Source organism: Caproiciproducens puteiluti, from assembly GCF_052442865.1.
Classification (GTDB): Bacteria; Bacillota; Clostridia; order Oscillospirales; family Acutalibacteraceae; genus Caproiciproducens.
Genome location: NZ_CP194790.1, coordinates 3,323,413 through 3,348,440 on the forward strand (window position 1 = coordinate 3,323,413; position 25,028 = coordinate 3,348,440).

The following is a 25,028-nucleotide window of genomic DNA, read 5'->3' on the forward strand; positions in this document are numbered from 1 at the left end:
ACAAAAAATTTGCCCCTATCAATGCTATGAAAATTCAGAAGCAGGCTTACTGATTCCTGTTTCTGCAGCCACAGCTTTCACCCATTTTTAAGATAGGATCCAGCAGGATGCGCCTTGGGATTGTATTAACAAAATTATGTTTACTGTCTCTGTTAGTGTCTTTCATTTGAGAAATCAGACGCTCTGCAACCAGTTTTCCAATACTGTCAATCGGTTGCAGAATAGAAGTGATCTTCGGAGTAAAAAGATCGGACTCATCGGCGAAATCAAACCCAACCAGTGCAATATCGTCCGGGTACTTGAGCCCTTTCTCCTTTATCGCTTTCATTGCACCACACGTCATTTTATAAGATGTGGCAAAAACCGCTTCAAATTCGTGTTCAGCTTTGTTTTCCAACAATTTCATCATACAGCGGTATCCGTCTTCGGCAGTATAATCACCGGACATAATCAGTGCCGGATCCACCGAAAGATTATGGTGCATGAGTGCATGCTTATATCCATCGACGCGTTCCACTGCAGTTGTCTCTGCCGGCTTTCCGGAAATGATTGCAATTTTATTGTAGCCACAGTCCACTATATGGTTTACCGCCATCATACTGGCCTTAACGTTATCAAGAAGAACGGCATCATAGCTGGTATTAAGATTGGGCAGATTGTCAATAAAAACCACTGGAATATCATTTTCAAAATACATCTGGAGCGCTTTGCTGTTCTGTGAAACAGTGGCCAGAACAAGGCCGTCAATCCGTTTTTCGTAAAGCAGCTTCAAATATTTTTCTTCTTTTTCATCGCTCTCGTTGGAATCAGCAAGAATAATAGAATAACCCGCCTCTGAGAAAATGGTGTCCGCCCCTTTAATAACGTTTGCAAAATAGTCTCTGATATCAGGCACTATGATTCCTACTGTATTCGTAGACTGCATTTTTAAAGAACGGGCAATCTGATTTGGTGCATATTTATGTTTTTCCAAAGCTTTCATGACACGTCTTTTAGTTGCCGGAGCAACATAGCTTTTTCCATTTACAACACGTGAAATTGTAGATACAGACAAGCCTACTTCATTCGCAATGTCTTTAAGATTATCCGCCATACCTTCACTCCAAGCATAAATTTACTATTGTTTTTAACCAATTTTTTGTTTGTTTTAAAACATTATTCATTATATCTTTGATACAAAATTTTGTCAACCTTACTTCTTCTGTGAAAGAAGAAGCCATTGATCGCTGCAAATCGCTAATGAACACCGACGTCCATAAATTTCTTTCTAAGAAAGTCATTCGCATGGAAAATATCTTTTTTCCAATCTTCCTGTCCGTTATACCAGAATTCTGCCGTATAGCGACGATTTCCCATTCCGTATGTTTTGCGGATGATGGAGGTAAAATTTACGTGACCGCTGCCAAACTGAATTTCACGATACTTTCCTGGAACTGTCTCTTTCAGATGCAGCGCAGCAATATGACCATGCCCTAACTCAATATCATTTAATACATCCCTGTCATATTGTTTGGCGGCATTTGTGAGGTTGCCCGCATCCGGGTAAACGGCAAGATATGGCGAACTGATTCTGTCCACCCACCCCATTGCTTTCTCCACGGTGTTAAGAAATTCTGTTTCCATGGTTTCAAAGGCCAGCAGGACACCGTACTTTGCCGCGGACTTCACACTGGCAGCCAGGGCTTCCGCAAATAAGCGCCGTGTTTCATCCGTGGACTCTCCATAATAGACGTCGTATCCTGCAATCTGGATAACGCGGATTCCAAGGTCGCGTGCGAACAGGATCGCTTTCTCCATGATCTCCAGTCCGAGCGCGCGGATGGCCGGATCCGGACTACCGAGCGGATATTTTCTATGGCCGGACAGGCACATCGTTTCGAAGCGAATCCCTTCTTGATACATCAGATCCACTATGTCACAGCGTTCCTGTGGGGACATATCCAGACGAACAAGCTTTTCATCCGTCTCGTCAATACTGATCTCTACAAAATCGAAGCCGGTTTCTTTGGCGGTTCGCAGTTTTTCTGCCAATGAAAGCGTGTTGGGCATTGATTTTTCATACAGCCCAAGGCTGTAGCTGTGCGCGTTCATCTTCCCGCCTGCCCATAATAGGCGTTCGCACCGTGTTTGCGTAAGTAATGCTTATTAAGCAGTTCTTGCTGCATTGGTTCAGCCACGGCGCCGCTCAGCAAAAGATCATGCCACGCCATCATGGCCACTTCCTCCAGCACCACCGCATTATGCACCGCGTTAAAAGGGTCGGTCCCCCAGGTAAAGGGCCCATGGCTGTGCACTAGTACCGCCGGAATATCGTCGGGATTCATTCCGGTAAAGCGCTCAACGATAACCGTACCTGTCTCCTTTTCGTACCCATCGGCGATCTCATCAGGCGTCATGCGCCGGGTGCAGGGAATCTCTCCATAAAAGTAGTCGCCGTGGGTGGTCCCCAGCGCCGGGATGCCTATGCCCCTTTGCGCAAAAATAGTAGCCCAGCGGGAATGAGTATGTACCACACCGCCAATGTTCGGGAACGCTTTATACAGCTCAATATGTGTCGGCGCGTCGGAAGAAGGGCTGAGCCTCCCCTCCACGCTTTTTCCGTTTAAATCCATAACCACCATGTCATCAGCCGCCATGGTGTCATATTCAACCCCGGAAGGTTTTATTACAATCAGTCCCTTTTCCCGGTCGATTCCGGAAACATTTCCCCAAGTAAATGTGACCAAATGATATCTTGGAAGTAACTGATTCGCTTCAAACACTTTCTGCTTCAGCTCTTCAAGCATGTAAATCCTCCTTAATCATTCCAATAGTCTTCCAACGCATTGGACACTTTTAAATAACGCTCATATTTTTTTTGATAAACAGGAACATTTTCTGCAAGCGGATAAACCGTATCTTTCAGTTTCACCATGTCCTTTGCGGCCTTTTCCAAATTTTCATATTCCCCGCTGACAACGCTCGCCGCCATGGCCGCGCCAAACGCGCCCAGCTCCCTGGTATCGATTAATTCAACAGGCAAATTGAATACATCGGCAAATATCTGAATCCATACCGGAGCGTTACACACACCGCCCGCCAGACGAACAGCCCTCGCCTGGTCGCAATTTTTCAGGAGCTTTTCAAGATGTACCTTGTGACAGAACACGATTCCTTCATATACACTTCTTAAAATATGTGCGTCGGTATGGTGGCTGTCCATTCCCACAAGGGCTGCTTTCCCGCGGGAATTATAGTTGGAACCATAGATGTATGGGAGAAAGATGATATCCTGTTCTTCCGGAGCGATCGCCGCCACCATTTTATCTGCCAGCTTGTAAACACTTTCGCCCTTCTCTTTACATTCGGCCTTCTCATGCTTCATAAACATATTGATATACCACTCATGGTTGGACGCGGAAGTTGGACTGCTCTCTTCGATGAGGTAATAACCCGGCATACAGTACAGCGAGTTCATCATAACTGATTTGTCCAGAATAGGAGTCTTTGAAATATATTCATTAATACTCCAGGTTCCGGCGATTACCGCAAGATTATCGCTGTTCGTAATACCCATTGCAATAGCACACGCGTCGATATCGAACATACCGGCAGCGCACGGAGTACCCGCGGCTAGCCCGGTCTCGCGGCTTGCCTTTTCTGTTACACGGCCGCACAATTCCGTAGAATATTTTAGCGGCGGGAGTTTGTCCCGCACCTCTTCCAAACCGAGGAATTTTAAGATTTCGTAGTCGTACGAAGCCGTCTTCAAATTCACCAGGTTTGAACCTGAAAAATCTGTCATCTCGGCATTTGCTTCACCTGTAAGACGGAACCGGATATAATCTTTACTGCCGAAAATCCACCGGGTGTTTTCCAACACAGACGGATCGTTCTCCTGAAACCATTTGAGGAGGGAAATGGGCTGGCATGTCAGGATTTTTTGATACGTTTTTTTAAAAAGCTTGTCAGCGGTCCCGTCCTTCTCCCAGCGGACGGGGTATTCATAAGCACGCCCGTCGGTCGACATAATGCCGTTGTAGGCAGGTTTTCCGTCTTTCCCCCACAAATAAATGCCCTTGCCATGGCCGGAGAAAGAAATACCTTTGATATCGGCGGAATCGATCCCCGCGTTCAAAACAGCATTTTTTATGCTGCGCACATTTTCCTGCCACAGATAATCCATGTCGCGTTCCGTATACTGTGCCTTCGGCGTAATCATCGGGATCTGGCCTGAAGCACTTCCGACCTCTTTACCATTCTGATCAAAAACAACCGATTTAGTATAGGTTCCGCCATTGTCGATTCCTAAAAAATACTTCATTGAAATGAATTTCCTCCTTTCCGGATTGCCAACAGCTACTTGCTAAAAAGCGGAAGCAAAGGCCTATTAAAGTAAAATATTGACAACGTTTTCATATAAAAACAGTTACATGCTGTAACCATCCATTTCGTAGTAAGCGCAGTCCTTGCGGCGGTCGAGCCGGCCGAACACCATCACAACCGGCACACTGCTTTTAAGCACCAGTGCATACTGGCCAAACGGGATCTGATAATTTTCCTCGCCGATCGGATAGTCCAGGCGAAAGCCAATCACGCGCTTTGCGGGAACCTTTAAAATAACGCTGCTTTTCGGCTCTTTATCAGAGAATAAAACCTCCATGTCAATCACGGCGTCCTGATCACCCGCATTTGTAATCATGAGCGCTTCATGGCCCAGAGGCTCGCTGTCGCCATGCGGAGGAAGATCCCCATCTGCAAATACCCAATACTTTTTTCCTATTTCCATTTTAGAAGCTCCTTGTCTTTAAGATGCGTCTCTGAAAGGACATTTGTTCCATCAAATAACCAGCTTGAAAATTCTGAAATTTTCTTTGTACATTAGCGCCTATATGCGAGCCGGGCCATCGTTCAGATCAGTTATTCGGTTTTGCGGTATGGGCCTCCGTACAGCCCATACCACAAAATTGCAGAACCATTCAGAAAAGCGAATTTTTATTGGCCGCTATAAGTATAACGGGCGACTTTTACAAACGCACCATCTTGAATCTTCAAGATATAGACATCCGCTTCCTTATTGTCGATTTGACCGTCGAACTTAAAGTTCATGGTAGCACCTTGGTAATTGGTCTTATTGGAAATGTAGTTGGCCAGCGTATCCTTTGTAGCACCATTTTTGTATGCGTCTGCAATCATATAAATGCAGTCATAGGATCTGGAACCAGTATCGTTCGGATTGGAACCATAAGCTGCTTTGTAATCTTTGACAAACTTCTGAACCTTTGGATCCGTATTAGTCACATCAAAGCCGCACACAGTCAACAGTCCCTCTACATTTTTGCCGCCAAGCGGAAGGATTGCAGGGTTGTTGGCAGACAGGCCACCCATAATGGGAGTATAGCCTTTTGAATGCGCCTGGGTCGCAAACAGCGCGGCGGGTGTATATTCGCCGGTGAAAACGATGCCGTCACATCCTGCAGCTTTAAAAGCCTCAACCTGAGAGGAAAAGTCACGGTCAGTGCTGGGGTTGTACGTTGCTTCAGCGTAAACTTTTTTACCTAACTCTTTTTGTATGTAGTTGGCAAAGACTTCTTTAGCCGACAGGTCGTTTGTAATATTTCCATAGAATATACCCAGTTTGGTAGCGCCGGCGGCATATATAGCGTCAACTAAACGTTTTGCGGAGATACCGTCTGACAGGGAGGCACGGAAGTAATTTTTCCAAGGCTGGGTGGACAATTCGTCCATACTGTTGGTGGGAGAAACTATAGCCAATCCTGCGTTAATGTAGGTAGGCATGGCCGCCATTGTACAGCCGGAGTTCAAATGGCCAATGACGAATTCTATGCTGGGGTCCGCGACGATTTTTGCTGCGACAACGACTGCCTGATTCGGGGAAGCCTGGTCGTCAAAGGATTCTTCTACCAGCTTCTTCCCATTGATACCACCTGCAGCATTGATTTCTTCCACTGCCAGCTGGCAGGCTTTCTGGTACTGTAAGCCCTGTTCAGACTGGTCGCCAGTCAGCGGAACGGCTACTGCGAACTTGATCTCATTTCCTGCTGCGGATGCCTGCGCGGCAGACGCCTGTGTGCTTGCCGCCGACTGAGTTGTCTGGGACGTTCCGGTTGACGAGCAGGCTGCCATGGAGAACACTATACCAAGGAGCACCAAAATTACTGCGGGTCTCTTTTTCATTTCATTTTCCTCTTTTCATATTTATTTTTCCTTACGGAAATTCTGCATTTTGTTATGCCCCGCCCAGATATGCTTTCTGAACCGTGTCGCTATGCAGCAGAGCATCCGCATCATCGGCGATCGTAATACGGCCAACCTCTAGAATGTAGCCATAATCAGCCACTTGCAATGCCTGCTTTGCGTTCTGTTCAATCAGGAGAATGGTTGTTCCGGATTCCTTTACCATACGAATCGCGTTAAACACTTCTTTTACAATGATCGGCGCCAGACCCATGGACGGTTCGTCCAGCATCAGCAGTTTAGGTCTGGACATCAGTGCTCTGCAGATCACCAGCATCTGCTGTTCCCCTCCGGAAAGAAAGCCCGCCTTCTGATTCCGGCGCTCTTGCAGTATCGGGAACTGCTTGAAATACTTTTCGATATCCGACTCAACCTCTTTATCCTTTCTGATATAGGCGCCCATTTTCAAATTTTCATAAACCGTCTGCCTGGGGAACACTTTACGGCCTTCCGGACACTGCGCAATGCCCATTTTTACAATGTCATGGCCCGACTCGTTATTGATCCTGCGCCCGAGATAAATAATTTCGCCTTCACTTGGCTTTAGTACGCCAGAAATAGTTTTTAAGAGCGTGGATTTTCCTGCACCATTGGAACCGAGGAGGGTCGTCACCTTGCCTTCCTCTACAGAAAGGGATATCCCCTTCAGGGCAGGAATCTGATTGTATTTGACAACAAGATCCTTCACATCAAGAAGCATGGTTTATTCCTCCCCCTCGCCGATATATGCCTTGATAACCTCAGGATTCACCTTGACTTTTTCCGGTACATCCAAAGCTAAAAGCTGACCGAAATTCAAAACGGCAATTCTGTTACAGAGGTTCAACATAAACTTAATGTTGTGTTCAATGACGATAACCGTAATGTTCAAATCACGGATTTTGGCAATCAAATGCATCAAATCATCCGTTTCCTGAGGATTCATACCGGCCGTCGGTTCATCCAGCAGCAACACCTTAGGGCGGCTAATCAATGCACGCGCGATTTCAACTTTCCGCTGCGTACCATAAGGCAGGCAATTTGCCAGTTTGTCGGCAACATTATCGATCCCAAGGATTTTTAAAACTTCATGGGCCTTATCGTAAGCCTCCCGTTCTTCCCTGCGCTGACTTGGCGTTCTCAGGATAGTTTGGAGCATGCTGCTGGTCATATTCTTGTGCATGCCGACCAGCACGTTCCCCAATACCGTCATCTGTGAGAACACCCGAATATTCTGGAAGGTTCGCGCAATCCCTTCTTTACAGAACAGCGTGACATTTTTTTCGGTCATGTCTTTCCCCTCGAGATATACCTTGCCTTCCGACGGGATATCGAAACCTGTTATATTGTTAAACAAGGTCGTTTTACCTGCGCCGTTGGGACCGATAATCCCGAATATCTCGTTGTCAAAGACTGTAATATTAATGTCGCTTAACGCTTTCAGGCCTCCAAAATTCTTAGAAAGATGTTCGGCTTTCAGCAATTCAGTCATTCTCATCACACCCTTCCATAGCTTCATGATGGCTTTTATGTCTTAACTTGTTAATCGAGTGAACAATGATATCCATCAGGCCGTTTTTTCCGAGCAAGCCATTCGGACAAAACAGCATCAGGATGACCATCATTAATCCCATAATCAGCAGTCTGTATTCATACGCAGTTCTGGATAATTCGGGAACAACAATCAGAATTGCCGCACCTAATATTGAGCCGGGCAGGCTGCCTAAACCACCGAGAATCGCCATCTGGCATAGGATCAGGCCCTCGTCGAGAGTGAAATTATCCGGAGACGCATAGCCGGTATAGCTTACCATGGCGGCACCGGCAAGTCCTGTAATAAAGGACCCTATTCCAAAACAAAGAGCCTTATATTTCGGGATATTGATTGCCGAATACGATGCCGCAATCTCATCATCACGGATTGCCTCCAGCGCCCGTCCGGAATGTGATCTCGTAATATTTCTGATTATTATGTATACAATCACCAGCAAGGCAAATACAAAGTAGAAAAAGCGTTGGGGTGTGGAGAATTGAAAACCAAAGATTTCCGGTGCCGGCACTCCCATAATACCGATCGGGCCGCCGGTAACACTTGGTGCATTGATCAAAAATGTCTGAAAAATGATAACAAATCCACACGTGATGAGCGTAAAATAGTCGAATGAAGTTCTCTGCAGAAACGCGCCCAATATATAGCCAATAATGGCTGAAAACAGAGCGGCACCCAGAAAGCCTACGAGAAACGGGACATGGGTTCTAGTCATCACAAGAGCATAAAAGTAAGTACCGATGCCCACAAACGCAGATCTGCCAAAATCCAGCATACCGCAAAAGCCCATGATCAAATTCACCGAAAGCGCCATTATGCTGTACAGCATGATGTTGTTGATGATTCTAAGCACATAATTATTCGTAATGATAAGCGGTGTGCAGGCGTATACAAGCAAAAATACGATTAAAAGGGGAGTTTTCAGCTTTATATTCATTCTTTTTATTGTTTTCATTTTTACTCCTCACACCTTTTCTGCGATTTCAGCAGGGAACAGCCCTTTAGGCCTAACCAGAATGAAAAGGATAAAAATTCCCCAAACAATAATATCCTTATTAGCTGTGGAAATAAAAGCCGAGACAAAGGTTTCTAAAATACCTAAGGACATAGCGCCTATAATTGCGCCCTTTGTGCTGCCGATCCCCCCCAGAACGGTCGCCATCCAAGCCTTCATTGTGCCATAGGCAAAGCCTATGCCCATATAGATAAAGCCGTAGTAGCTGCAGAACAGGATGCCGCCGATGGCACCGACTGCCCCGCCGAGTGCATATACCAAGGCAATATTTCTATTCACATCAATACCCATCAGCTCTGAGGTCGGGAGGCTTTGGGATACGCCGATGATCGCCTGCCCCCACTTGGTTTTTTTGAGTAAAATGCTTACACAGACCATAACTGCAATAGCAATTGCCAGAATCCAAATCTGTAATATGCCGATGTATAAACCGCCGACCTGGAAGCTGCGGTCACCGCCCATATTAAGATCAAAGCGATATGTCTGCGGACCCCAAATCAGTTGAATCCCATTCCGCATGATATATGCAATGCCTACCGCCGAAATAGTCGGTGCAATGCGGTTCGCACCTTTTATTCGCAACGGCCTGTAAGCAAAGCGCTCCACGATCAGATTGATTAGAACGGCAGACGCAATACCGGCAATCATTGCCACAAACACATTTCCCGCAGCCAGATAAACCGTATATGTAACAAAGCAGCCCACTGCATAAACATCGCCATGCGCAAAATTCAGCTGCTCCAAAATACCGTAGACGAAATTATAGCCCAGTGCAATCAGCGCATACACGCTGCCAACGCTTATTGCATTTATCAACACCTGAAAAAACAATTTTTTCTCCCCCTTTTTAAGTGACCATGCTCAAATTTGCTGTTCTCTTTTAAGCATCTTTTGCTTACTCCTGTTTCCTCGTCCCACATTTTGGGGCATGCTGCTTAACACATGAAATTATTTTTATGCGGTATTCATAAAACGCCTCCCCGTTTTATTTCTGTTCTCTTATTATCAATTAAAATTGATGTTCACTTATTTCCACCTTTATAATAATTTTCCGCTTCTTTAGAATTTTCCATTTTCATTCCTCCAAGTATTCGCGGTTTTACTGTCTGTCGTCTTTATCACCAACTATCCTCATATTTATCCAGCAGAAAGCTCTTTCCGTCACGCCGTCGTGCTGTTTTTAGGTGATTCCAGCCATTCCGTTTTTCCTGTTGGCTCTTTCTTTTCTGCCCGGACAGCCTTTCACTAACGTCCAGCACTTCAGCTGTCTCCGGATACGACTTTTCCTGCTTCATTATCCCGGCGAAGACGTTCCGAATCTGGCATCCTTCCCGCAGGCTTGGTCCCCTGCGTCTGCTTCAAGGCCATTTCCCATACCGCTATGATCCCTTCGCCGTTTCCAGATCGGCAGATTCCGGAACCAAATCCAACCATAATGAAGGTTGTGCAATTAAATAATTTTTTGCAATCGTTTGCAGACTTTTAATGACGAATTGATTCTATACAAAATGTGTTCGCGGTGTTCTTTACTACATAATAACTATTATTATACGAGTTGTCAAGCATAATATATAACAATTTTATAGATTATGTGTTTTTCAGAAAAGTGATTGCTAATCATTATTTTAGGTGTATAATGATAACGTTGTCATATAGAAATAAATAAAAAAGCAATTGGTTCAAGCCTTAAAACAAAATGCAGAAGCCCCGCCGTCAATGGTCTATATGGGAAGACAGGCAAAGCCTTCTTTGATGAATCCACTTTTAGGATATCGTTCATTTGAATCACCCCCTATATTAATTTTGAATAAGAAGAAGGCACCATAGGGCAATCCCTACAGCGCCTTTGTTGTTGGTGTTATTATAGAGCACCCAGAGTCCAATGTCAATATAATAAAAAATAAAATTTGCAATATTATTTGCTTAATTATTCATAATTTTTTTATATTTTGAATATTTAATTGATAATTTATAAAAATTTGCAGATTTTATAACCGATCATGCAAAATTTAGCATGACATTCCAAATCAAATAATAGGATAGGTGAAATAATATGACTGAAAAAGAAAAAGCAGCCGCAGGACTGTTGTATGATGCAAATTACGATAAAGAATTAATTTCTGAACGAAATAAAGCAAGACAGATTCTCTTAGAATACAACCGTTTAAATCCCTCAGACTACGCTATGAGAGAAGAACTTATAAAAAGGCTTTTGGGAACAATCGGAGAAAGATTCTGTATTGAGCAGCCTTTTTATTGTGACTACGGATACAATATTCATATTGGCGAAAACTTTTTCTCCAACGTAAATTGTGTCATTTTGGACGGTGCAAAAGTCTCCATCGGAGATAACGTATTTCTCGCGCCCAATGTGGGAATTTACACCGCCGGTCACCCTTTAGACGTGCCGCAGCGCAATATTGGGCTGGAATATGCATTTCCTGTTAATATCGGAAGCAATGTATGGGTTGGCGCTGGTACCTCGGTCCTACCCGGGGTGACCATTGGAAACAACACAGTCCTTGGCGCAGGAAGCGTGGTAGTTAAAAGCATTCCATCCAATGTGCTGGCCGCAGGAAATCCTTGCAAAGTTATCCGGAAGATCATTGAGAGTGACAAAGAAAAATATAAAAAATAGATCAGAGCGGCGTTCATGTTCTTAAAAAACATCGTCCTGAAATTATAACCACCCGATGGTAGATAAAAACTGGTTTAGCCTATCACTTACAGCTTTTTTAAATAACCTTTCTAGTTCGTCAATTTCCTTTTGCTGTTCTGTATCAGCCGGTCATGACTTATTTGGACGGCAACCTTCGCCACGTCAAAACTAAACCAGGGATTCTTTTGCTCATTAAGAAGGTTTTTGTTATACTCATCGCTAAAGCTTTTTCTGAACACCCCGGCATAGCCGGGGGGCATATGACAAAAAACTGACGCCGCTCGAAAAACGACGTCAGTCCGTGTGATTTGAAGATATTCTACGTCCGGTGACTTTTTGCTCTGTCCAGCTACCTTGGGGCCGTGTACACTCCAGCGGGAACCCTTTTCTGCATCTTTAAAATTTCCGCGGGGAAACCTTCCGTTTTCCTCAGTGAACATACTGCTTATAGTCTTCCGATGTACACATATTGCCTGTTATTTTGACCGCCGCGTACTTCTGGCCGGCCTGCTTATAGTCAGGGTAAATTTCTTCAGGGGATTTCCCGTCGCGCAGGATCCCCACCATCCCGTCAACAATTACTTTTGCAAAATTCATCGCATCATAATAGCACACTGCCCGCCAGGCTTTTCCGGTGCCGTTTGCCCACTCCTTGACCGCCAGCTCGCCGCCCGCGGATACGAGGATCGTACGATCCTCGACGCCCGCCGCTTCTACCGCACGGCATGCGCCCATGGCGTAGTTGTCAACCGCACCCATGATGACCCAGTATTCGATATCCGGATGAGAAGAAATGACGGTGGATACCTGCTTATAGGAAGCTTCCGTATTATCGTTGCTCGTTGCTTCCGCCGCACAATCCGCCATAAAGATATTGCTTTTAGGGAGCCCCGGAAACGCTTTGACAAACGCTTCGCGGAAACCGTCCGTCCGCAGCACGTCGGGCCGGTATTTGCTGTTCGTGTTTGAAATAAGCCCCACCTTCGATAAATCAGAGAAATCAGCGCCGCAGCTCTTGTAATTTTGGCTTACCCAGTCCGCGCACCTGACTCCCACGTTATAGGAATCAAGCTCGACGTAAGGCGCAATGTTGCTTCCGCCGCCATCCTGAAGCTTCATACTCTCGCCGATCACGGGGATCTTTGCTGCGTTCAGTTTCTCAACCGCCGCAGGCGCACTGTTCTCATCAACCACAAACAGGATTGCACCGTCGATTTTCTGTTGGATTGCCGTGTCGATCTGCGAAAGCTGCGCATTGATATCACGATTTGCATCCGCGGACAGCAGCTCGAAATTCTCTTCTTCCCCAAGCTTTTTAAGCGCGGCTTCCACCTGCTGTATCCATTCCACCGTCATGGAAGTGGCAAAATACTCAAGGGTCAGCTTCTTTTCCCCGACGGATCCGCTCGATATTTCTGGGGGAGCCTGGCTCCCGGAGACGGTTCCAGCATCCGTACAGCCGCCAAGCGTTATGCACAGCACCATTGCAATTGCCAACAGGACTCTCACCGGTTTCTTCATACTTTCGCTCCTCCTTTTATTTCACGGTAGATTGATGGGCCATAGGGCTTGGAAACCGGAATAACTTTCCATTTTCTGTCAAACAGCCAGTTTTTTTCTGCGAACATAATCAAAAATCAGCGCCGCAATCAGCAGCAGTCCCTTCGCGACCATCTGCCAGAAAGACGAAACATTGAGCACAGTTAATCCGTTGCCAAAGCATTCAATAATCAGAAGGCCGATAAAGCACCCCAATAGATTCCCTTTGCCACCGCTGAACGCAACACCGCCCAGGATCGCGGCCGTGATTGCGTCAAATTCCGACCCCGTTGCGCTGGCCGGCTGCCCCGAATGCATCTTCGCCGTCATCAATACGCCCGCCACGGCGGCAATCATGGCGCTCATCACGTACAGGATCGTGCTGATTCTTTTGGGGTTTAAGCCGGCAAGGTGTGCCGCGGTCTGATTTCCTCCAATCATGTACACGCTGCGGCCGAACACCGTTTTCGAGAGAATGAACCCATATACGAAAAACAGTATGATCATCAGCAGTGCCGGAAAGGAAATACCCAACAGCTTCATCGAGCCTATCATCACAAACGTCTTCTCGTTTATCGGGATGGATTTGCCATTACAGATCAGGAATCCGACCCCCTGGCATACCTGCGCAATTGCCAGCGTTGCAATGAAAGGCTGCAGTCCAAAGATGTTGACAAGCCCCGCGTTTGCGAAGCCCACGAGAGGACTGACCGCAATGACGACCAGAATTGCAAATCCCCATGGCATTCCGCTATTGATCAAAATGGCCGTCCACACGCCGAACAGCGCCGCCGTATGCGCGCTCGAGAGGTCGATATGTCCCGCGATAATCAGATATGTCTCCCCGATGGCAAGCAGTCCGACCGTCGATGCGCCCAACAGAATATTAGTTATATTCGTATAGGAAAAATAGTTTTTATTCGTGATCGAAAAAAATGCGATGACGACCGCCAGTACAAGCAACAGCATGACGGCATTCGATTGAAAAACCATCGCACCGGCTGCTCTATTCGATCTTGTTTGTTCTCCGTTTCTCACTTTTATCCCTCCAACGCTGCAACATTTGTACCTTACGGAAACTGTATTGATTCTATTCCTGCATTGCCAATTGAAGGACCCGCTCTTCCGAAAACTCCCTTTTCGTCAATTCTCCTCTCACCCTTCCGCTGTTCATGACGATGACATCATCGCATATGTTCAGGATCTCGGGCAGCTCCGAGGAGATGAAGATGACGCCCATTCCGCATTTGGCAAGATCGCATATCATTTGATAAATTTCTGCCTTTGCGCCGACGTCAATGCCCTTGGTAGGCTCATCCAGGATCAAAATTTTCAGATTCGCGAGCAGCCAGCGTCCAAGGATCACTTTCTGCTGATTCCCGCCGGAAAGTTCAACAACCGCTTTTTCGATGGAATGCGTCTTGATTCCGTAGGTTTGAACCGCCTGTTCGGAAACGGTTCTTTCCTTATCGGCATCGATCACACCCTTATTTGTAAGCATGCGCAGGATCGGGATCGTCAGATTGTCTTTGACCGATCTTGTCAGAACCAGCCCCTGCTCCTTCCGGTCTTCAGGGCACAGGCCGATTCCCGCTCTGATTGCGTCGCGCGGACACCGGATCCTGCACTTTTGCCCCTTCACATACACTTCACCGGAAAAAAGCCGGTCCGCCCCGAAGATCGCGCGCATCGTTTCCGAGCGCCCGGCCCCCACAAGGCCCGCAAAGCCCAGCACCTGCCCTTTGTGCAGACGGAAGCTCACATCATGGATATGATCGTTCGTAAGCTCCTTTGCCTCCAGCACGATGTCTCCGATTTGGTCATTGCGGCTGAGTCCGTTGTAAATATCCCCGATATCGCGGCCGACCATCATGGAAACAAGCCGTTGTTCCGTCGCCTCCTTTGTCGCCACTTCCGCCACAAAGCAGCCGTCCTTCAGAATCACAATCTTATCCGAAATCTGGAAAAGCTCTTTCAGCCTGTGCGATACATACAGAATGACTTTTCCTTCTTCACGCAGCCGTTCGATCAGGCCGAACAACACATTGATTTCCTCGTCCGAAAGGCTCGCCGTCGGTTCGTCAAACGCAATGATCTTGCTGTTGCGCCGGTAGGCTTTCATGATCTCCACCATCTGCTGATGTGCCACGGAAAGCCGGTTCACTTTTGTCTGGGGTAAAAAAGGCAGCCGGAACAAGTCTATGATCTTCTTCATTTCGGCGTGGGATTTCTGAAAGTCCACGATTCCCAGACCGCTTTTGTAAAGGTCCTCCATGAATACATTCTCCGTTACGGAAAGCTCGCCCACCAGCTGCCTTTCCTGGTAGATGATGCTTACGCCGGATCGGATCGCCTCGGTCGGCGAGGCAAACGCGGCCTCCTTGCCATTAATAAAGTACTTTCCCGAATCCGCGCGAAGGGTACCGCTCAGTATCTTCAGCAGCGTGCTTTTTCCCGCTCCGTTTTCGCCCAACAGTGCGCAGACCTCTCCGCCGCTGGCTTGGAAACTGATGTCTTTCAGTGCCTGAACACCCGAAAATCTTTTGCTGATATGTTCAAAAGCAATCGAATTTTCCATGGAATTTCCCACCTTTCAGGAAAATAGAGTTTTCCTGCTTCCGGACCTTGATGAAAGTCTGTGCATTCGATTCCATGATGTACTGCCTGATCTGTAAATGGCATCGTCCGGACAGTACCGATTTCCTGCGTTTTCCAGTGATTCCGGTCCCGCTCATATGCCGCTCTACGCAAGAAATCCTTTCAGTACGATATTTTTGACCTTTGTCAGTTCTTCCAGCGTCGTAAAACCTTCATTTCCGATCCCACTCATCTTCTGTCCGCCGAACGGCTGCATCTGGTTCCTGTATACCGAGGACCCGTTCACCACCACTCCTCCGGACTGCACTCTCTGCGCCACGTACATTCCCAGCTTCCAGTCGTTTGTCATGACGCAGCCCGAAAGTCCGAAGGAACTTGCGTTTGCGATCTCTACAGCCTCATCCACCGTGTCAAACCCGATGATTGGCCACACGGGTCCGAAAATCTCCATGTCCCTGGCCACATCCATGTCTTTGGTCACATTCGTCAGCACGGTCGGTTCAAAGAATGCGCCGTTACGCACGCCTCCGCATTCGAGATTCGCTCCCTGCTCGATCGTGTGCCTGACCTGCTCCTCGACCCGTTTGGCGGCTTCCACACTGATCAAGCTTCCGATTTTTTCATTTGCGGTGTTCGTTCGGTCGACATTGCTGAAATACTGCTCCATCGTCTGCTCAAAATCATCGTCAAATCCGCATTCGATCCGACGTACATTTGCAAGCAGCTTTTCCGTAAATTCCTCGCGGATGCTGTTCTGTACGAGAAAGCGCTTCGAAGCGATGCAGATCTGTCCGGTGTTTCCCTTCCGGGAGCCGCATGCCTGTTTTGCGACCTTGCCGACATCCACATCGTCAAGCACGATAAACGGATCGTTCCCGCCGAGCTCCAGCGTATACGGCGCCAGCCGTTTTGCCATAATCCCGGCAATGCCAACGCCCACCTCCGTGCTGCCGGTCATGCTCACCGCGTCAACACCCGGATTCTGAACGAGCCAGTTGCCCACCTTCGAACCGCTCCCCGTGACGATCTGCACCGTATTTCCCGGGACGCCCGCTTCCAGCAGGAGCTCCGTAATCATAATATCCGTAAGCGGATTATCCGTCGGCGGTTTGACGATAACAGAATTGCCCGCTGCAAGCGCCGGAGCCACTTTAAAGGAATACAGCAGCATCGGCGCGTTGAAAGGTACGATCGCCGCGACCGTGCCGAGCGGCTCATGCAGGACCATGATCAGATCCTGCGCCGTTTTTCCGTCGTGGCCGAGCTCCGTGCCCGGTACCAGCAGCTTGCCGTCCATGCGTTTCGCGGATTCCATATAGCCTGAAAACAGTGTGGGCGTCTGATTGAACTCAAAAATTGTCGTGCCGACATGCTTGCCGCATTCCCGTGTGCAGACAGAGATGATCTCACGTTTGTGCTCTTCCAAAAGCCTCAGAAACTGATGGATGATTTTTTCTCTCTGCAAAAGAGGGATTGCCGCCCACTCTTTCTGACCTTTTTTTGAATTTTCTACCGCTTCGTCGACATCCTCCCTGGTCGCCATAGGAATTGTATCCAAAAATGCACCTGTCGCCGGATTGATGACATCGATTGTCCTTTTGTCCCGGGAATCTACTTTTTTCCCGCCAATCAGCATCTTCATAATCGCATTCTCCTTTCATTGAGATGGATTTCCCTGCGTGGTTTCAACGCTCTCTTTTCGAATACTCGTTCGTAAGCCGGATCAGATATTCAAAGTCCTTCATTCTGGTCACTCTGGGGTAGCTGCATGCCGCATTGGGCGTCGCATCCTTATTGTTGAAAATCGGATGCCTCAGCATCAGCTGTAATACTTCGCCATCGTTGTAACCCCAATCCTCAAAGCTCTTATCTCCGGCAATATGTAAATCGCGATTCAGTTCGGCCACCCAGTCGACCAGCATCTGCACATCGAAATCTCCTTCGGAGATATTTTTTTTCGTAATCGCGTTGTAAGCCCTTCTGTATTTTTCCCTGCAGCCAAGCCCGTTCCACTCGACGACCGCAGGCAGTACCATCCCGCACGCGTCCCCATGCGGCATATGGAACGGCTCTTCGGACATCGGGTGGGTGATCACGTGATCCTGTCCAATGCTGGCGATACCGAGCGAAAATCCCGCATACGTGCAACCCCGGCTCATCATGTCCGCCCATTTGTCAACGGCGGGGTTGGCCACAAACGGACGAATTGCTTCGCCGATCAGTTCCAACGCACGCAGGGAAAACATTTCCGTAAAATCGTTTGCATTCATATTTGTATAGGATTCCAGCGCGTGGGTAAATGCGTCCATGGCCGTCGCCGCCGCTATGGGAAAGGGAAGGCCCGCCAAAAAGTCCGGATCCATCAGCGCGTAGGCAGGCAGAATGGAATCGTGCATCAGTACGAGCTTAAATCCGTCCCGATCGCAGATAACGGCATTGCGGCACACCTCGCTGCCCGTCCCGGCCGTGGTGGGCACGGCGATAATCGGATACGTCTTATGGGGGATCGGCTTGCTCGGCGGCCATCCGCTGAAGTCCATGACATGCGCATCCGTGTCGCCGACGATAGACACGCCCTTGGCCGTGTCTATCGTGCTTCCTCCGCCCACGGCGAGCAGCACATCCGCTTTGAATTCATGAGCGGCGGGAAGCGCTTCCGTTTCGATTGTAACCGCTTCCGGATTCGGACGTATATTCTTAAATAAAATATATTCAACATTCTCGGCGCTTTCCAGAAGATCCTCGACGGGCTTGATCACCCCCGCCTGATACAGGCCGGGATCGGCAATCAGCATGACTCTTTTCCATCCCTCCTTTTTCAGTATCTGAGGAAGTACGGATATGCAGCCCGAGCCCTGATACAATTTCTGCATAATGCCAAACTGGAGGTGGTTTTTTACTCTTGCCATGATCGTTCTCTCCTTTTCCTTACTATTGGGTTTTCGTTGGATGGATGAAACTTAGCCTTGCGGAAACGCGATCGCTCCCAAAATACATATTTCCGTCAGAATCATTGTAAAAATAACACAAAAAAATCATTTATTTAATTGTTTTTTTATTATATTCATATTATCTGTTTTGACATTTCCATTGTCAATATCAATCGACAACTTGTCAAAGCAGACATGTTGACATTATTGTTGACAGTTTGAAGGAAATCTTTACGCGTCCTCCTTTTCTCCTATTGACAGGCCGGAGGGAGTTTGATAAAGTAGGAAACAGGATCGTTTGTATAAAAAATTCTATATACGGTCATGATTTTTTGTGCAATCAGTTTTGTTTTGCCTCAGGATAGCCGCATCTTTACGCTGTCAGGATGACGGAACCGCCTCGTCCGCCGCGGAAAATGCCACTCATTTCTATTCCTAAGGAGCCGCTTATGTCGACTGTTCAATCCTATCAATCACACTTTAATCTGCTGATGAGCGCCTTTGGCATATCGGGGAAAGAACTCGCTGATCTCCTACATATCGACTCTTCCCTCGTGAGCAAATGGAAGAACAGCAAACGCAGTCTCAAAGAAAATTCTATGCATCTGAACAACATCGTGCAGCATTTCGTCTCGCTTGATTCCCTGTCGGGCTATAGCACCATCAAATCCCTGTTGGGCCAGGACTTCGAGAATTTGGATCTCAACTCCCCTGTGGAACTGTCTTTAGCCCTGAAGCGCTGGCTGCTCGAAAGCACGGATACGTCTGCGGACGACGCCGCGCTTTATAATTTCATGCACAACAGCAAGCATGGGAGAGAATGCCCCTGCCTTCAGTTTAGAGGAAACGAAGGAAAACGCGATGCCGTTCTAAGGCTGTTGAAAACGGCCGCTTTGCTGCAGCCCGGCCAGGAAATCTGGGGCCTGATGTGGGACACCCAGAACTGGTTCACCGAAAATGATGACTATCAGCAAATATGGGAACAGGCCAATCTGGAGTATCTGCAGCGGGGCAATACCATCAAGATCATCCATGCGAACGACCGGCAGTACAAGTCCCTTGCGGAATCCCTTCTGCGCTGGATCCCCCTCTATCTGACCGGACGGGTTACGCCCTACTACGCGCCAAACGTCGACGGTTATGACGTCAAGCACGTCGCGCTCCTCCTGAAAGACAAACTTCTCCTTTACGGCCTTTCCGTCGATGAGGCTTCCCCAGACGCCACCGTGCTGGCTTTCACCTCCCCGTCGATTCTGAACGAGGCCTACCGAATCCTGCAGAGGACCTTTCGCTATGCCTCGCCTATTTTTGAAAAATATTTTTTAAAAGATTATTACAAATATGCAAAATTCTTATCTAAAATGGTCAATCTGGATGAACAGCAATATGTACTGATGCGCTTTCCTTTTGTGAATGTCCTGTCCATGGAAGAAATTGAGGACATCCTGGACAGCAACGGAATAACGAGCGACACCAAGGAAGTCGCGCTCGGCGCCTACCGTTCCCTGAAAAGGGACGCAAAGAAGAACTCGGGCAATTTTTTTCGGTATCTTATCCCGCAAAAGCAAATCGAGAGCCTTCTCACCAAAAGAAAGATCATGCTGGATACTCCTTCTTTTTTTTCGGGCAAGCCACTTTATATTTCAAACGACGCCTTTCGGCGGCTGCTGAGAAAACTGTCCGATCTGCTCCCATCAGAGTCAACGTACGAAATGGCACTTCTGGAGGACGGCTATGTGGGGCCGCCTGCCACCTTGAATATGTTTGTGAAAAAGGATACCTGTATTTCCGTATTCAATTCCCCCGATCACTGCGACTCCCTGTTGCTCCGCGACTCGTTTCTCCTTACCACCTGTGAATCGTCCGTCATTCTGTCGCTTTTTCGCTTCTGCGACAAACTCTGGTACAATACGCTTACGCAAAGACGGGACAGAAACTATGTCTCACGCCAGCTGCGCATCCTGACGGAAACCATATTTCCCGACGACAGTGCCCCGTCATGCGAGCATGAGGCCGGACAGCCAGGTGATTAGCGGAAGCGTCCCGACACTGGCAAGCGTTGTGAGAAAGACGGTGGTTGTCGCGTATTCCTGATCCGAGGAATAAAGCTGTGCGAGCATGGAGATCGTCGTCATGGCGGGCAGTCCAACCATGTACATGAGCATCATGCGCTCCCGCATGTCGAAAAACGAGCCGGAAACCGCGAACACAATAAGCGGCAAAACGACCATTTTGATCCCCACGATCCCTAATATGCTCTTTTTCCGGAGCAGACTTTTTACAGGCATGAAAGACAGCATCCCTCCAATATAGATCAGAGCGAGCGGCGAACTCATGCTGCCGATCGATGCGATAGGACCCATCAAAACGTCCGGCAAACGGACGGCACAGCACACAAGCGCGACGCCCGCCAAAAGCGCCGCGCTTGTTGGACTTATCATATTTTTCCAGACGTTCGGTTTGTCGGACGCCCCCTTGTTGTGCCTGCTGCACAGATAAACGCCAAGTGTCCATAAAAGCGCCATGTCAATAACGGTGTATACGGAGACCGCGACGGAAGTCCCAGTCCCTCCGAGCACAGCCGTCAGGAGGGGAATCCCGATAAATCCCATATCCCCGAAGGTAAACTCCGCAACGAAGACATTGTAAGTGGGCCCTTTCCTGCAAAGCAGTTTTCCCGCACCCGTTCCCACGACGAACAGCAGCGCGTAGCACGCCAGAATCGCCACGGCAAAGCCCGCGTTTTCGGTATAATCCGCCACTGTCGTCCCGCTCCCCGCAACCACCTTCAGGATCAGGCACGGCAGCAGGATTTTGACGATCAGCTTCATAAGTCCTTCCAGTATCTCTCGGGTCAATATCCCGCCTTTTGCCGCGGCGAACCCCACCGACATAAGAAGAAAAAATTCCGTCACCTGATTAGCAACTATCCCGATCTCAGCCATACAAGCTCTCCTCCCCGCCCTTTGCCGGACTCTTGATACAAAAGGCGGACAAAAAATCTTCGCCCGCCTTTTTAAAGCCTCGTCCGTTTGTGTCAATGGGTTCCGTCCAGAACCGCTCCCTGATTTTTTAAGATCCGCTGCAGCTCGGAAACATCCTGTTCGAGCATCCGCGGGGATACGCCGTGCTTGGCGCACAGCGCCGCCGCCGCGCCGGCCGCCTGGCCGGTGATCATCGTCTGCTGGACATAGCGCTGATAAGCGTCTCTGTCGGTCGAAATCATTTTGCCTGCGACCAGCAGATTCTCAACGCCGAGGGGTACGAGGCAGCGGTAGGGAATGTCGTGTGAACCCCCGTCCTTCGGTGCGCATTTGTTTGTCAAAACAATGGTATTGCTGTTTGCGGCATGATGGGCGCCCGCCTTAAAATGACTTTTGCCGATTACATCGCGGAATTTTCTTCCTTCCGCAACATCGTCGCGGGTCAGCTTGTAATCTCCCATAATGCGGCGGCCTTCGCGGATTCTCATCTCGGGGCAGATTCTGGTGATGTATGCGTTTTTAAAGCCGGGAACGTACTTTTTAAAGAATCTCCATGCAATCTGAATCTGCTTTCTGCATTCCGCTTCACCCTTGGAAAGACTCCATGCGTCCGTCGGCATGATGCCCGGCACCTGTGCCGAATGCTGGAAATGCGCCTGAATATGTCCTCCCTCACGCGGCGTGAGGAAGAACCCGACCCCCGCGTATTGATGCCATTCTCCCGTCTCCAGCCCGTGGTCGCGCAGTTTATAGAAGCCCATGATTTCTCCGAGCTGCGTCACGTCCGTAACGCTGCCGTAGTATTTCTCGGCTTCCTTGCGGACTTCTTCGATCTCCTCCTTGGTCATTTCGGGAAGAGTCAGCTCAAAATAGGTGAACTGGTCCGGATTTGTGTGAATATACGCGAGAAGCTCTTTCCAGTCAACGCCGTCCGCCGTAAACGCGAGGCTCTGCGGCTGGATCTCCTCCTGAGAAACGATCTCATAGGGCGCACCCGCGCGGGACGCAATATCGCCTTCTCCTGTACAGTCGACCACGATTTTTCCTTTGATCTCCCTGCGTCCGTCTGCATTTTCGACAACGATGCCCGTAACTCTGTTTCCCTCCTTCATCACGTCCACAACCAGCGTGTGGAGCAGGAGGTTTACTTTGTTTTCTTCCATCATGTCAAAAATAACCAGATTGAACCAGTCCGGGTCGATATAAGAGAACGTATAGCCCGCCCTCAGCCGGATCGCCGGTTTCAAATGGGGCAGGGCGTGCCCCTCCTCGAGCAGGCGGCGGTGAATCTCCTCAACAATGCCCGCGGCATCCTGCTCGCCGCACGGATTAAACAAGTGCGCGAACGCAAAGCCGGGAGGTCCGGAAACGCTCAGCTGGCCGCCCAACGCTCCCATCCGTTCGACGAGCAGCGTATTTGCGCCTATCCTTGCCGCTGCGATTGCCGCCGCGACCCCCGACGTGCCGCCTCCGCAAATGATAACGTCATATTCCTCATGATAGTTCGGCATTTTCAATACTCCCTCTTTTCTCTTTCATGCGTTTTGAACTCGCTGATGCTCAGTGCGGCTTTTCCGTCCGGCAGCGCAACCGGCTCCACGCAGCCTTCACTGTGCAGCGCCCACGGAAGAATAACGCCGGAGTGCCCGCCTCTTCCGCCGATCACGACCACTTCGACATCTTTCGGGGAACGTGTAACCGGCATTGGGTGGCGGTTCGCAAAACTGGCCGGACGCACGGGCACCAGCCCCCGGTTGCGTACCATCGGCACCTCGTGGTAAGCATAGGTATGAATGTGCTCCTGAATCATTTCCTTTGTGAAGCCCGCCTTTTTCAGCATCTGACCGTGGTCCGGGGTCAGACAGACGATCATCGGTCCCGGCATATAAGCATTATTTGAGCCCAGCGTCGTGCAGCACGCCGTGATGGTGTCCAGAAGATCATAGCCGTCCAGACTGAGGAAGTCGATAATATCATGGATCGGTTCGGCCTTCAGCACATACACGGTGGTCGTCCTTGCATCGTAACGGTCTTCGTTAAGCATGTTCCAGCATGCGAGCTCTGGTTCTTCCGCGAAACAGTATGTAAATTCCGCCTGGGAGGCGATGCAGTCCAGATCACAGATGCCGGGAACCGAACGGAAGATGTTCATAACCACCAGGTTGACCGCACGGCCGATCGTCGCGTTCATCGGCCAGCCCGGTCCCTGACAGCCCTGCTTCCCGGAAATTCCGATCTCCTGCGCAATCGGCCCGGATACGATCAGCATATTACCGCCCGGGTGGGACGTCGTGACAGACTGGTTCAAATTATAATTCTTATTGTTTAGCGCCTTAAATGCCGCAATCAAAATCGGCATCGCCTGCGGGACGCAGCCTGCCATCACTGCCGCGATTGCAACATCCTTCACGGTAACGATTTTGCCGCTCGGGCCGCTCGGGTCACAGAGCTTAAAGGATTCGTCGAACGGGCAGTACTCCAGCATCTTCTCATAACGCGCCTTTGTGGGCGGAATGATGGGCAAGCCGTCGCTGATATGCTCCCGGTTAAAAAATTCGTTGATCTCTTCCATATAGCATCCGGGTTCCAGCAGCTGATCCTCTTCCACCTCAATCTTATTGATGATCGGCAGCAGCCCGTCCTCCGCCGGAGGAATCAAATCCATTTTTGCGGGGATTTTCGCCAGCTTTTCGAGCTTTTCCCCGTTTTCCGTCAGAGAACCGAGGATATAGTCCCATTTCCGATCGACCTGTTCCGCGATCTCCTCCGCCGTGCTGGCCTGCATGACGTCTACGGAGCACATGCACAAGTTTCCGGCCCGGTAAAGCCCCACCCCTTCCGTGATTCCCGTTCCGGGAGGCGCCGTCATGTAGACGGTGGGGATCCCCAGCTTTTCCAGTTCTATGGCGATGACGGTCGTCGAAGATGACGTTCCCATATCCCCGAAGGCAACGATCGCCGCAGCCGGTTTTTTCTTCGAAAGCATCGCGGCGTAATCCTCGAGCATCGCGGCATCTTTTCCGCGGACCGTTTCCGTATACTCTACCCAATTCGTAATGCCAAGCTCCGTAAAATGCTCTTTTATTCGGTCAAAGACCGTATAATAATTGCAGAAGCCCAGCTTGGTGTTGTTGTAGAATAGGATTTTCCCTTTTCCCAGTTCCTCAATTGTGGGACGGTGCGCCAGCTTGATCACAGTGCGTTTCTGAATACCTCTCGGGTCCAGCAATGGATGCAGTTTTACCATCTTCGTATCTCTCCTTCTCAATGATTTCATTTAAAAGACCTTACATCCGGCGTCCGGGTAAATCAGGCCGCGATGTGCAAGATATCTCACATGGATAAATTCACCTCCGCGTATTAAAAAATATTTTGATGTGGCAAAATAACCTTCGGCATACATGGAAATCCCTCTTGCCGTAAATCTGCAGTTTTAAGTTTGAATTAGATTTCCCTCTGCTTTGCGCCACCTTTATTATTGCAAATGTATAAATTACAGTCAATACATCATGATTATTTGTCAAGATTGCATGATTGA

General features: G+C 48.7%; 21 protein-coding genes. 2 read left to right on the forward strand and 19 right to left on the reverse strand.

Features of this window, described 5'->3' with window-relative positions; all coding sequences use genetic code 11:
* Positions 1–46 precede the first annotated feature (46 nt).
* The 11 genes from ACRQU7_RS16105 to ACRQU7_RS16155 form a co-directional block, all read right to left on the reverse strand.
* A complete protein-coding gene (locus ACRQU7_RS16105; RefSeq protein ID WP_444641813.1) occupies positions 47–1,093 on the reverse strand; it encodes a LacI family DNA-binding transcriptional regulator in 1,047 nt (348 codons plus the stop codon).
* 143 nt (positions 1,094–1,236) lie between these two features.
* The gene (locus ACRQU7_RS16110) at positions 1,237–2,091 is read right to left on the reverse strand and encodes an L-ribulose-5-phosphate 3-epimerase (protein WP_444641815.1); all 855 of its coding nucleotides are present in this window, start codon (positions 2,089–2,091) and stop codon (positions 1,237–1,239) included.
* Positions 2,088–2,786: an L-ribulose-5-phosphate 4-epimerase gene (araD, locus tag ACRQU7_RS16115; RefSeq protein WP_141826240.1), complete on the reverse strand. Its 699-nt coding sequence runs from the start codon at positions 2,784–2,786 to the stop codon at positions 2,088–2,090. The genes ACRQU7_RS16110 and araD overlap by 4 nt, the downstream gene beginning before the upstream one ends.
* 11 nt (positions 2,787–2,797) lie before the next feature.
* A complete protein-coding gene (locus ACRQU7_RS16120; RefSeq protein WP_444641818.1) occupies positions 2,798–4,303 on the reverse strand; it encodes an FGGY-family carbohydrate kinase in 1,506 nt (501 codons plus the stop codon).
* A gap of 105 nt (positions 4,304–4,408) precedes the next feature.
* Positions 4,409–4,768 (reverse strand): sensory rhodopsin transducer, encoded by a 360-nt coding sequence (locus tag ACRQU7_RS16125; protein WP_141826242.1) that lies wholly within the window; start codon positions 4,766–4,768, stop codon positions 4,409–4,411.
* 206 nt (positions 4,769–4,974) lie between these two features.
* On the reverse strand, positions 4,975–6,177 hold the full coding sequence (locus ACRQU7_RS16130; protein ID WP_444641820.1) for an ABC transporter substrate-binding protein: 1,203 nt from the start codon (positions 6,175–6,177) through the stop codon (positions 4,975–4,977).
* A 52-nt stretch (positions 6,178–6,229) separates the two neighbouring features.
* Entirely contained in the window at positions 6,230–6,937 is a 708-nt protein-coding gene (locus ACRQU7_RS16135) for an ABC transporter ATP-binding protein (protein ID WP_038325758.1), read from the reverse strand.
* 3 nt (positions 6,938–6,940) lie between these two features.
* Entirely contained in the window at positions 6,941–7,708 is a 768-nt protein-coding gene (locus ACRQU7_RS16140) for an ABC transporter ATP-binding protein (protein WP_444641822.1), read from the reverse strand.
* The gene (locus tag ACRQU7_RS16145; protein ID WP_141826245.1) at positions 7,701–8,720 is read right to left on the reverse strand and encodes a branched-chain amino acid ABC transporter permease; all 1,020 of its coding nucleotides are present in this window, start codon (positions 8,718–8,720) and stop codon (positions 7,701–7,703) included. The genes ACRQU7_RS16140 and ACRQU7_RS16145 overlap by 8 nt, the downstream gene beginning before the upstream one ends.
* 9 nt (positions 8,721–8,729) lie before the next feature.
* On the reverse strand, positions 8,730–9,611 hold the full coding sequence (locus ACRQU7_RS16150) for a branched-chain amino acid ABC transporter permease (RefSeq protein ID WP_444641825.1): 882 nt from the start codon (positions 9,609–9,611) through the stop codon (positions 8,730–8,732).
* An 817-nt stretch (positions 9,612–10,428) separates the two neighbouring features.
* A complete protein-coding gene (locus ACRQU7_RS16155; protein WP_444641827.1) occupies positions 10,429–10,560 on the reverse strand; it encodes a hypothetical protein in 132 nt (43 codons plus the stop codon).
* Between the two features lie 273 nt (positions 10,561–10,833).
* On the opposite strand from ACRQU7_RS16155, the gene ACRQU7_RS16160 reads away from it, so the two are divergent.
* A complete protein-coding gene (locus ACRQU7_RS16160; RefSeq protein WP_444641829.1) occupies positions 10,834–11,418 on the forward strand; it encodes a sugar O-acetyltransferase in 585 nt (194 codons plus the stop codon).
* A 450-nt stretch (positions 11,419–11,868) separates the two neighbouring features.
* On the opposite strand, the gene ACRQU7_RS16165 is transcribed toward ACRQU7_RS16160, so the two are convergent.
* The 5 genes from ACRQU7_RS16165 to ACRQU7_RS16185 form a co-directional block, all read right to left on the reverse strand.
* Positions 11,869–12,960: a substrate-binding domain-containing protein gene (locus tag ACRQU7_RS16165; RefSeq protein WP_444641831.1), complete on the reverse strand. Its 1,092-nt coding sequence runs from the start codon at positions 12,958–12,960 to the stop codon at positions 11,869–11,871.
* Between the two features lie 78 nt (positions 12,961–13,038).
* Positions 13,039–14,016 (reverse strand): ABC transporter permease, encoded by a 978-nt coding sequence (locus ACRQU7_RS16170; RefSeq protein WP_444641833.1) that lies wholly within the window; start codon positions 14,014–14,016, stop codon positions 13,039–13,041.
* Positions 14,017–14,068: 52 nt separating this feature from the next.
* Positions 14,069–15,556, reverse strand: coding sequence for a sugar ABC transporter ATP-binding protein (locus ACRQU7_RS16175; protein ID WP_444641835.1), 1,488 nt, complete (start codon positions 15,554–15,556; stop codon positions 14,069–14,071).
* Positions 15,557–15,721: 165 nt separating this feature from the next.
* On the reverse strand, positions 15,722–17,218 hold the full coding sequence (locus ACRQU7_RS16180) for an aldehyde dehydrogenase family protein (RefSeq protein ID WP_444641837.1): 1,497 nt from the start codon (positions 17,216–17,218) through the stop codon (positions 15,722–15,724).
* Positions 17,219–17,261: 43 nt separating this feature from the next.
* Complete coding sequence (locus ACRQU7_RS16185) at positions 17,262–18,485, reverse strand: iron-containing alcohol dehydrogenase (protein WP_444641839.1); 1,224 nt, start codon at positions 18,483–18,485, stop codon at positions 17,262–17,264.
* A 470-nt stretch (positions 18,486–18,955) separates the two neighbouring features.
* Here ACRQU7_RS16185 and ACRQU7_RS16190 point away from each other — a divergent pair, with 470 nt between their 5' ends.
* The gene (locus ACRQU7_RS16190; protein ID WP_444641841.1) at positions 18,956–20,539 is read left to right on the forward strand and encodes a hypothetical protein; all 1,584 of its coding nucleotides are present in this window, start codon (positions 18,956–18,958) and stop codon (positions 20,537–20,539) included.
* Here ACRQU7_RS16190 and ACRQU7_RS16195 read toward each other — a convergent pair.
* The 3 genes from ACRQU7_RS16195 to ACRQU7_RS16205 all read right to left on the reverse strand — a co-directional run bounded on the left by ACRQU7_RS16195 (position 20,504) and on the right by ACRQU7_RS16205 (position 24,737).
* Positions 20,504–21,451, reverse strand: coding sequence for an AEC family transporter (locus ACRQU7_RS16195; RefSeq protein WP_444641843.1), 948 nt, complete (start codon positions 21,449–21,451; stop codon positions 20,504–20,506). The genes ACRQU7_RS16190 and ACRQU7_RS16195 overlap by 36 nt on opposite strands.
* A gap of 92 nt (positions 21,452–21,543) precedes the next feature.
* Positions 21,544–23,001, reverse strand: coding sequence for an FAD-dependent oxidoreductase (locus tag ACRQU7_RS16200; RefSeq protein WP_444641845.1), 1,458 nt, complete (start codon positions 22,999–23,001; stop codon positions 21,544–21,546).
* A gap of 2 nt (positions 23,002–23,003) precedes the next feature.
* On the reverse strand, positions 23,004–24,737 hold the full coding sequence (locus ACRQU7_RS16205; protein ID WP_444641847.1) for a UGSC family (seleno)protein: 1,734 nt from the start codon (positions 24,735–24,737) through the stop codon (positions 23,004–23,006).
* Between the last annotated feature and the right edge of the window lie 291 nt (positions 24,738–25,028).

Bases quoted from the DNA above. Each gene is read 5' to 3' on its own strand.
- ACRQU7_RS16105 (WP_444641813.1), bottom strand. From the start codon at position 1,093: ATGGCGGATAATCTTAAAGACATTGCGAATGAAGTAGGCTTGTCTGTA.
- ACRQU7_RS16110 (WP_444641815.1), bottom strand. From the start codon at position 2,091: ATGAACGCGCACAGCTACAGCCTTGGGCTGTATGAAAAATCAATGCCC.
- araD (WP_141826240.1), bottom strand. From the start codon at position 2,786: ATGCTTGAAGAGCTGAAGCAGAAAGTGTTTGAAGCGAATCAGTTACTT.
- ACRQU7_RS16120 (WP_444641818.1), bottom strand. From the start codon at position 4,303: ATGAAGTATTTTTTAGGAATCGACAATGGCGGAACCTATACTAAATCG.
- ACRQU7_RS16125 (WP_141826242.1), bottom strand. From the start codon at position 4,768: ATGGAAATAGGAAAAAAGTATTGGGTATTTGCAGATGGGGATCTTCCT.
- ACRQU7_RS16130 (WP_444641820.1), bottom strand. From the start codon at position 6,177: ATGAAAAAGAGACCCGCAGTAATTTTGGTGCTCCTTGGTATAGTGTTC.
- ACRQU7_RS16135 (WP_038325758.1), bottom strand. From the start codon at position 6,937: ATGCTTCTTGATGTGAAGGATCTTGTTGTCAAATACAATCAGATTCCT.
- ACRQU7_RS16140 (WP_444641822.1), bottom strand. From the start codon at position 7,708: ATGACTGAATTGCTGAAAGCCGAACATCTTTCTAAGAATTTTGGAGGC.
- ACRQU7_RS16145 (WP_141826245.1), bottom strand. From the start codon at position 8,720: ATGAAAACAATAAAAAGAATGAATATAAAGCTGAAAACTCCCCTTTTA.
- ACRQU7_RS16155 (WP_444641827.1), bottom strand. From the start codon at position 10,560: ATGAACGATATCCTAAAAGTGGATTCATCAAAGAAGGCTTTGCCTGTC.
- ACRQU7_RS16160 (WP_444641829.1), top strand. From the start codon at position 10,834: ATGACTGAAAAAGAAAAAGCAGCCGCAGGACTGTTGTATGATGCAAAT.
- ACRQU7_RS16165 (WP_444641831.1), bottom strand. From the start codon at position 12,960: ATGAAGAAACCGGTGAGAGTCCTGTTGGCAATTGCAATGGTGCTGTGC.
- ACRQU7_RS16175 (WP_444641835.1), bottom strand. From the start codon at position 15,556: ATGGAAAATTCGATTGCTTTTGAACATATCAGCAAAAGATTTTCGGGT.
- ACRQU7_RS16180 (WP_444641837.1), bottom strand. From the start codon at position 17,218: ATGAAGATGCTGATTGGCGGGAAAAAAGTAGATTCCCGGGACAAAAGG.
- ACRQU7_RS16185 (WP_444641839.1), bottom strand. From the start codon at position 18,485: ATGGCAAGAGTAAAAAACCACCTCCAGTTTGGCATTATGCAGAAATTG.
- ACRQU7_RS16190 (WP_444641841.1), top strand. From the start codon at position 18,956: ATGTCGACTGTTCAATCCTATCAATCACACTTTAATCTGCTGATGAGC.
- ACRQU7_RS16195 (WP_444641843.1), bottom strand. From the start codon at position 21,451: ATGGCTGAGATCGGGATAGTTGCTAATCAGGTGACGGAATTTTTTCTT.
- ACRQU7_RS16200 (WP_444641845.1), bottom strand. From the start codon at position 23,001: ATGCCGAACTATCATGAGGAATATGACGTTATCATTTGCGGAGGCGGC.
- ACRQU7_RS16205 (WP_444641847.1), bottom strand. From the start codon at position 24,737: ATGGTAAAACTGCATCCATTGCTGGACCCGAGAGGTATTCAGAAACGC.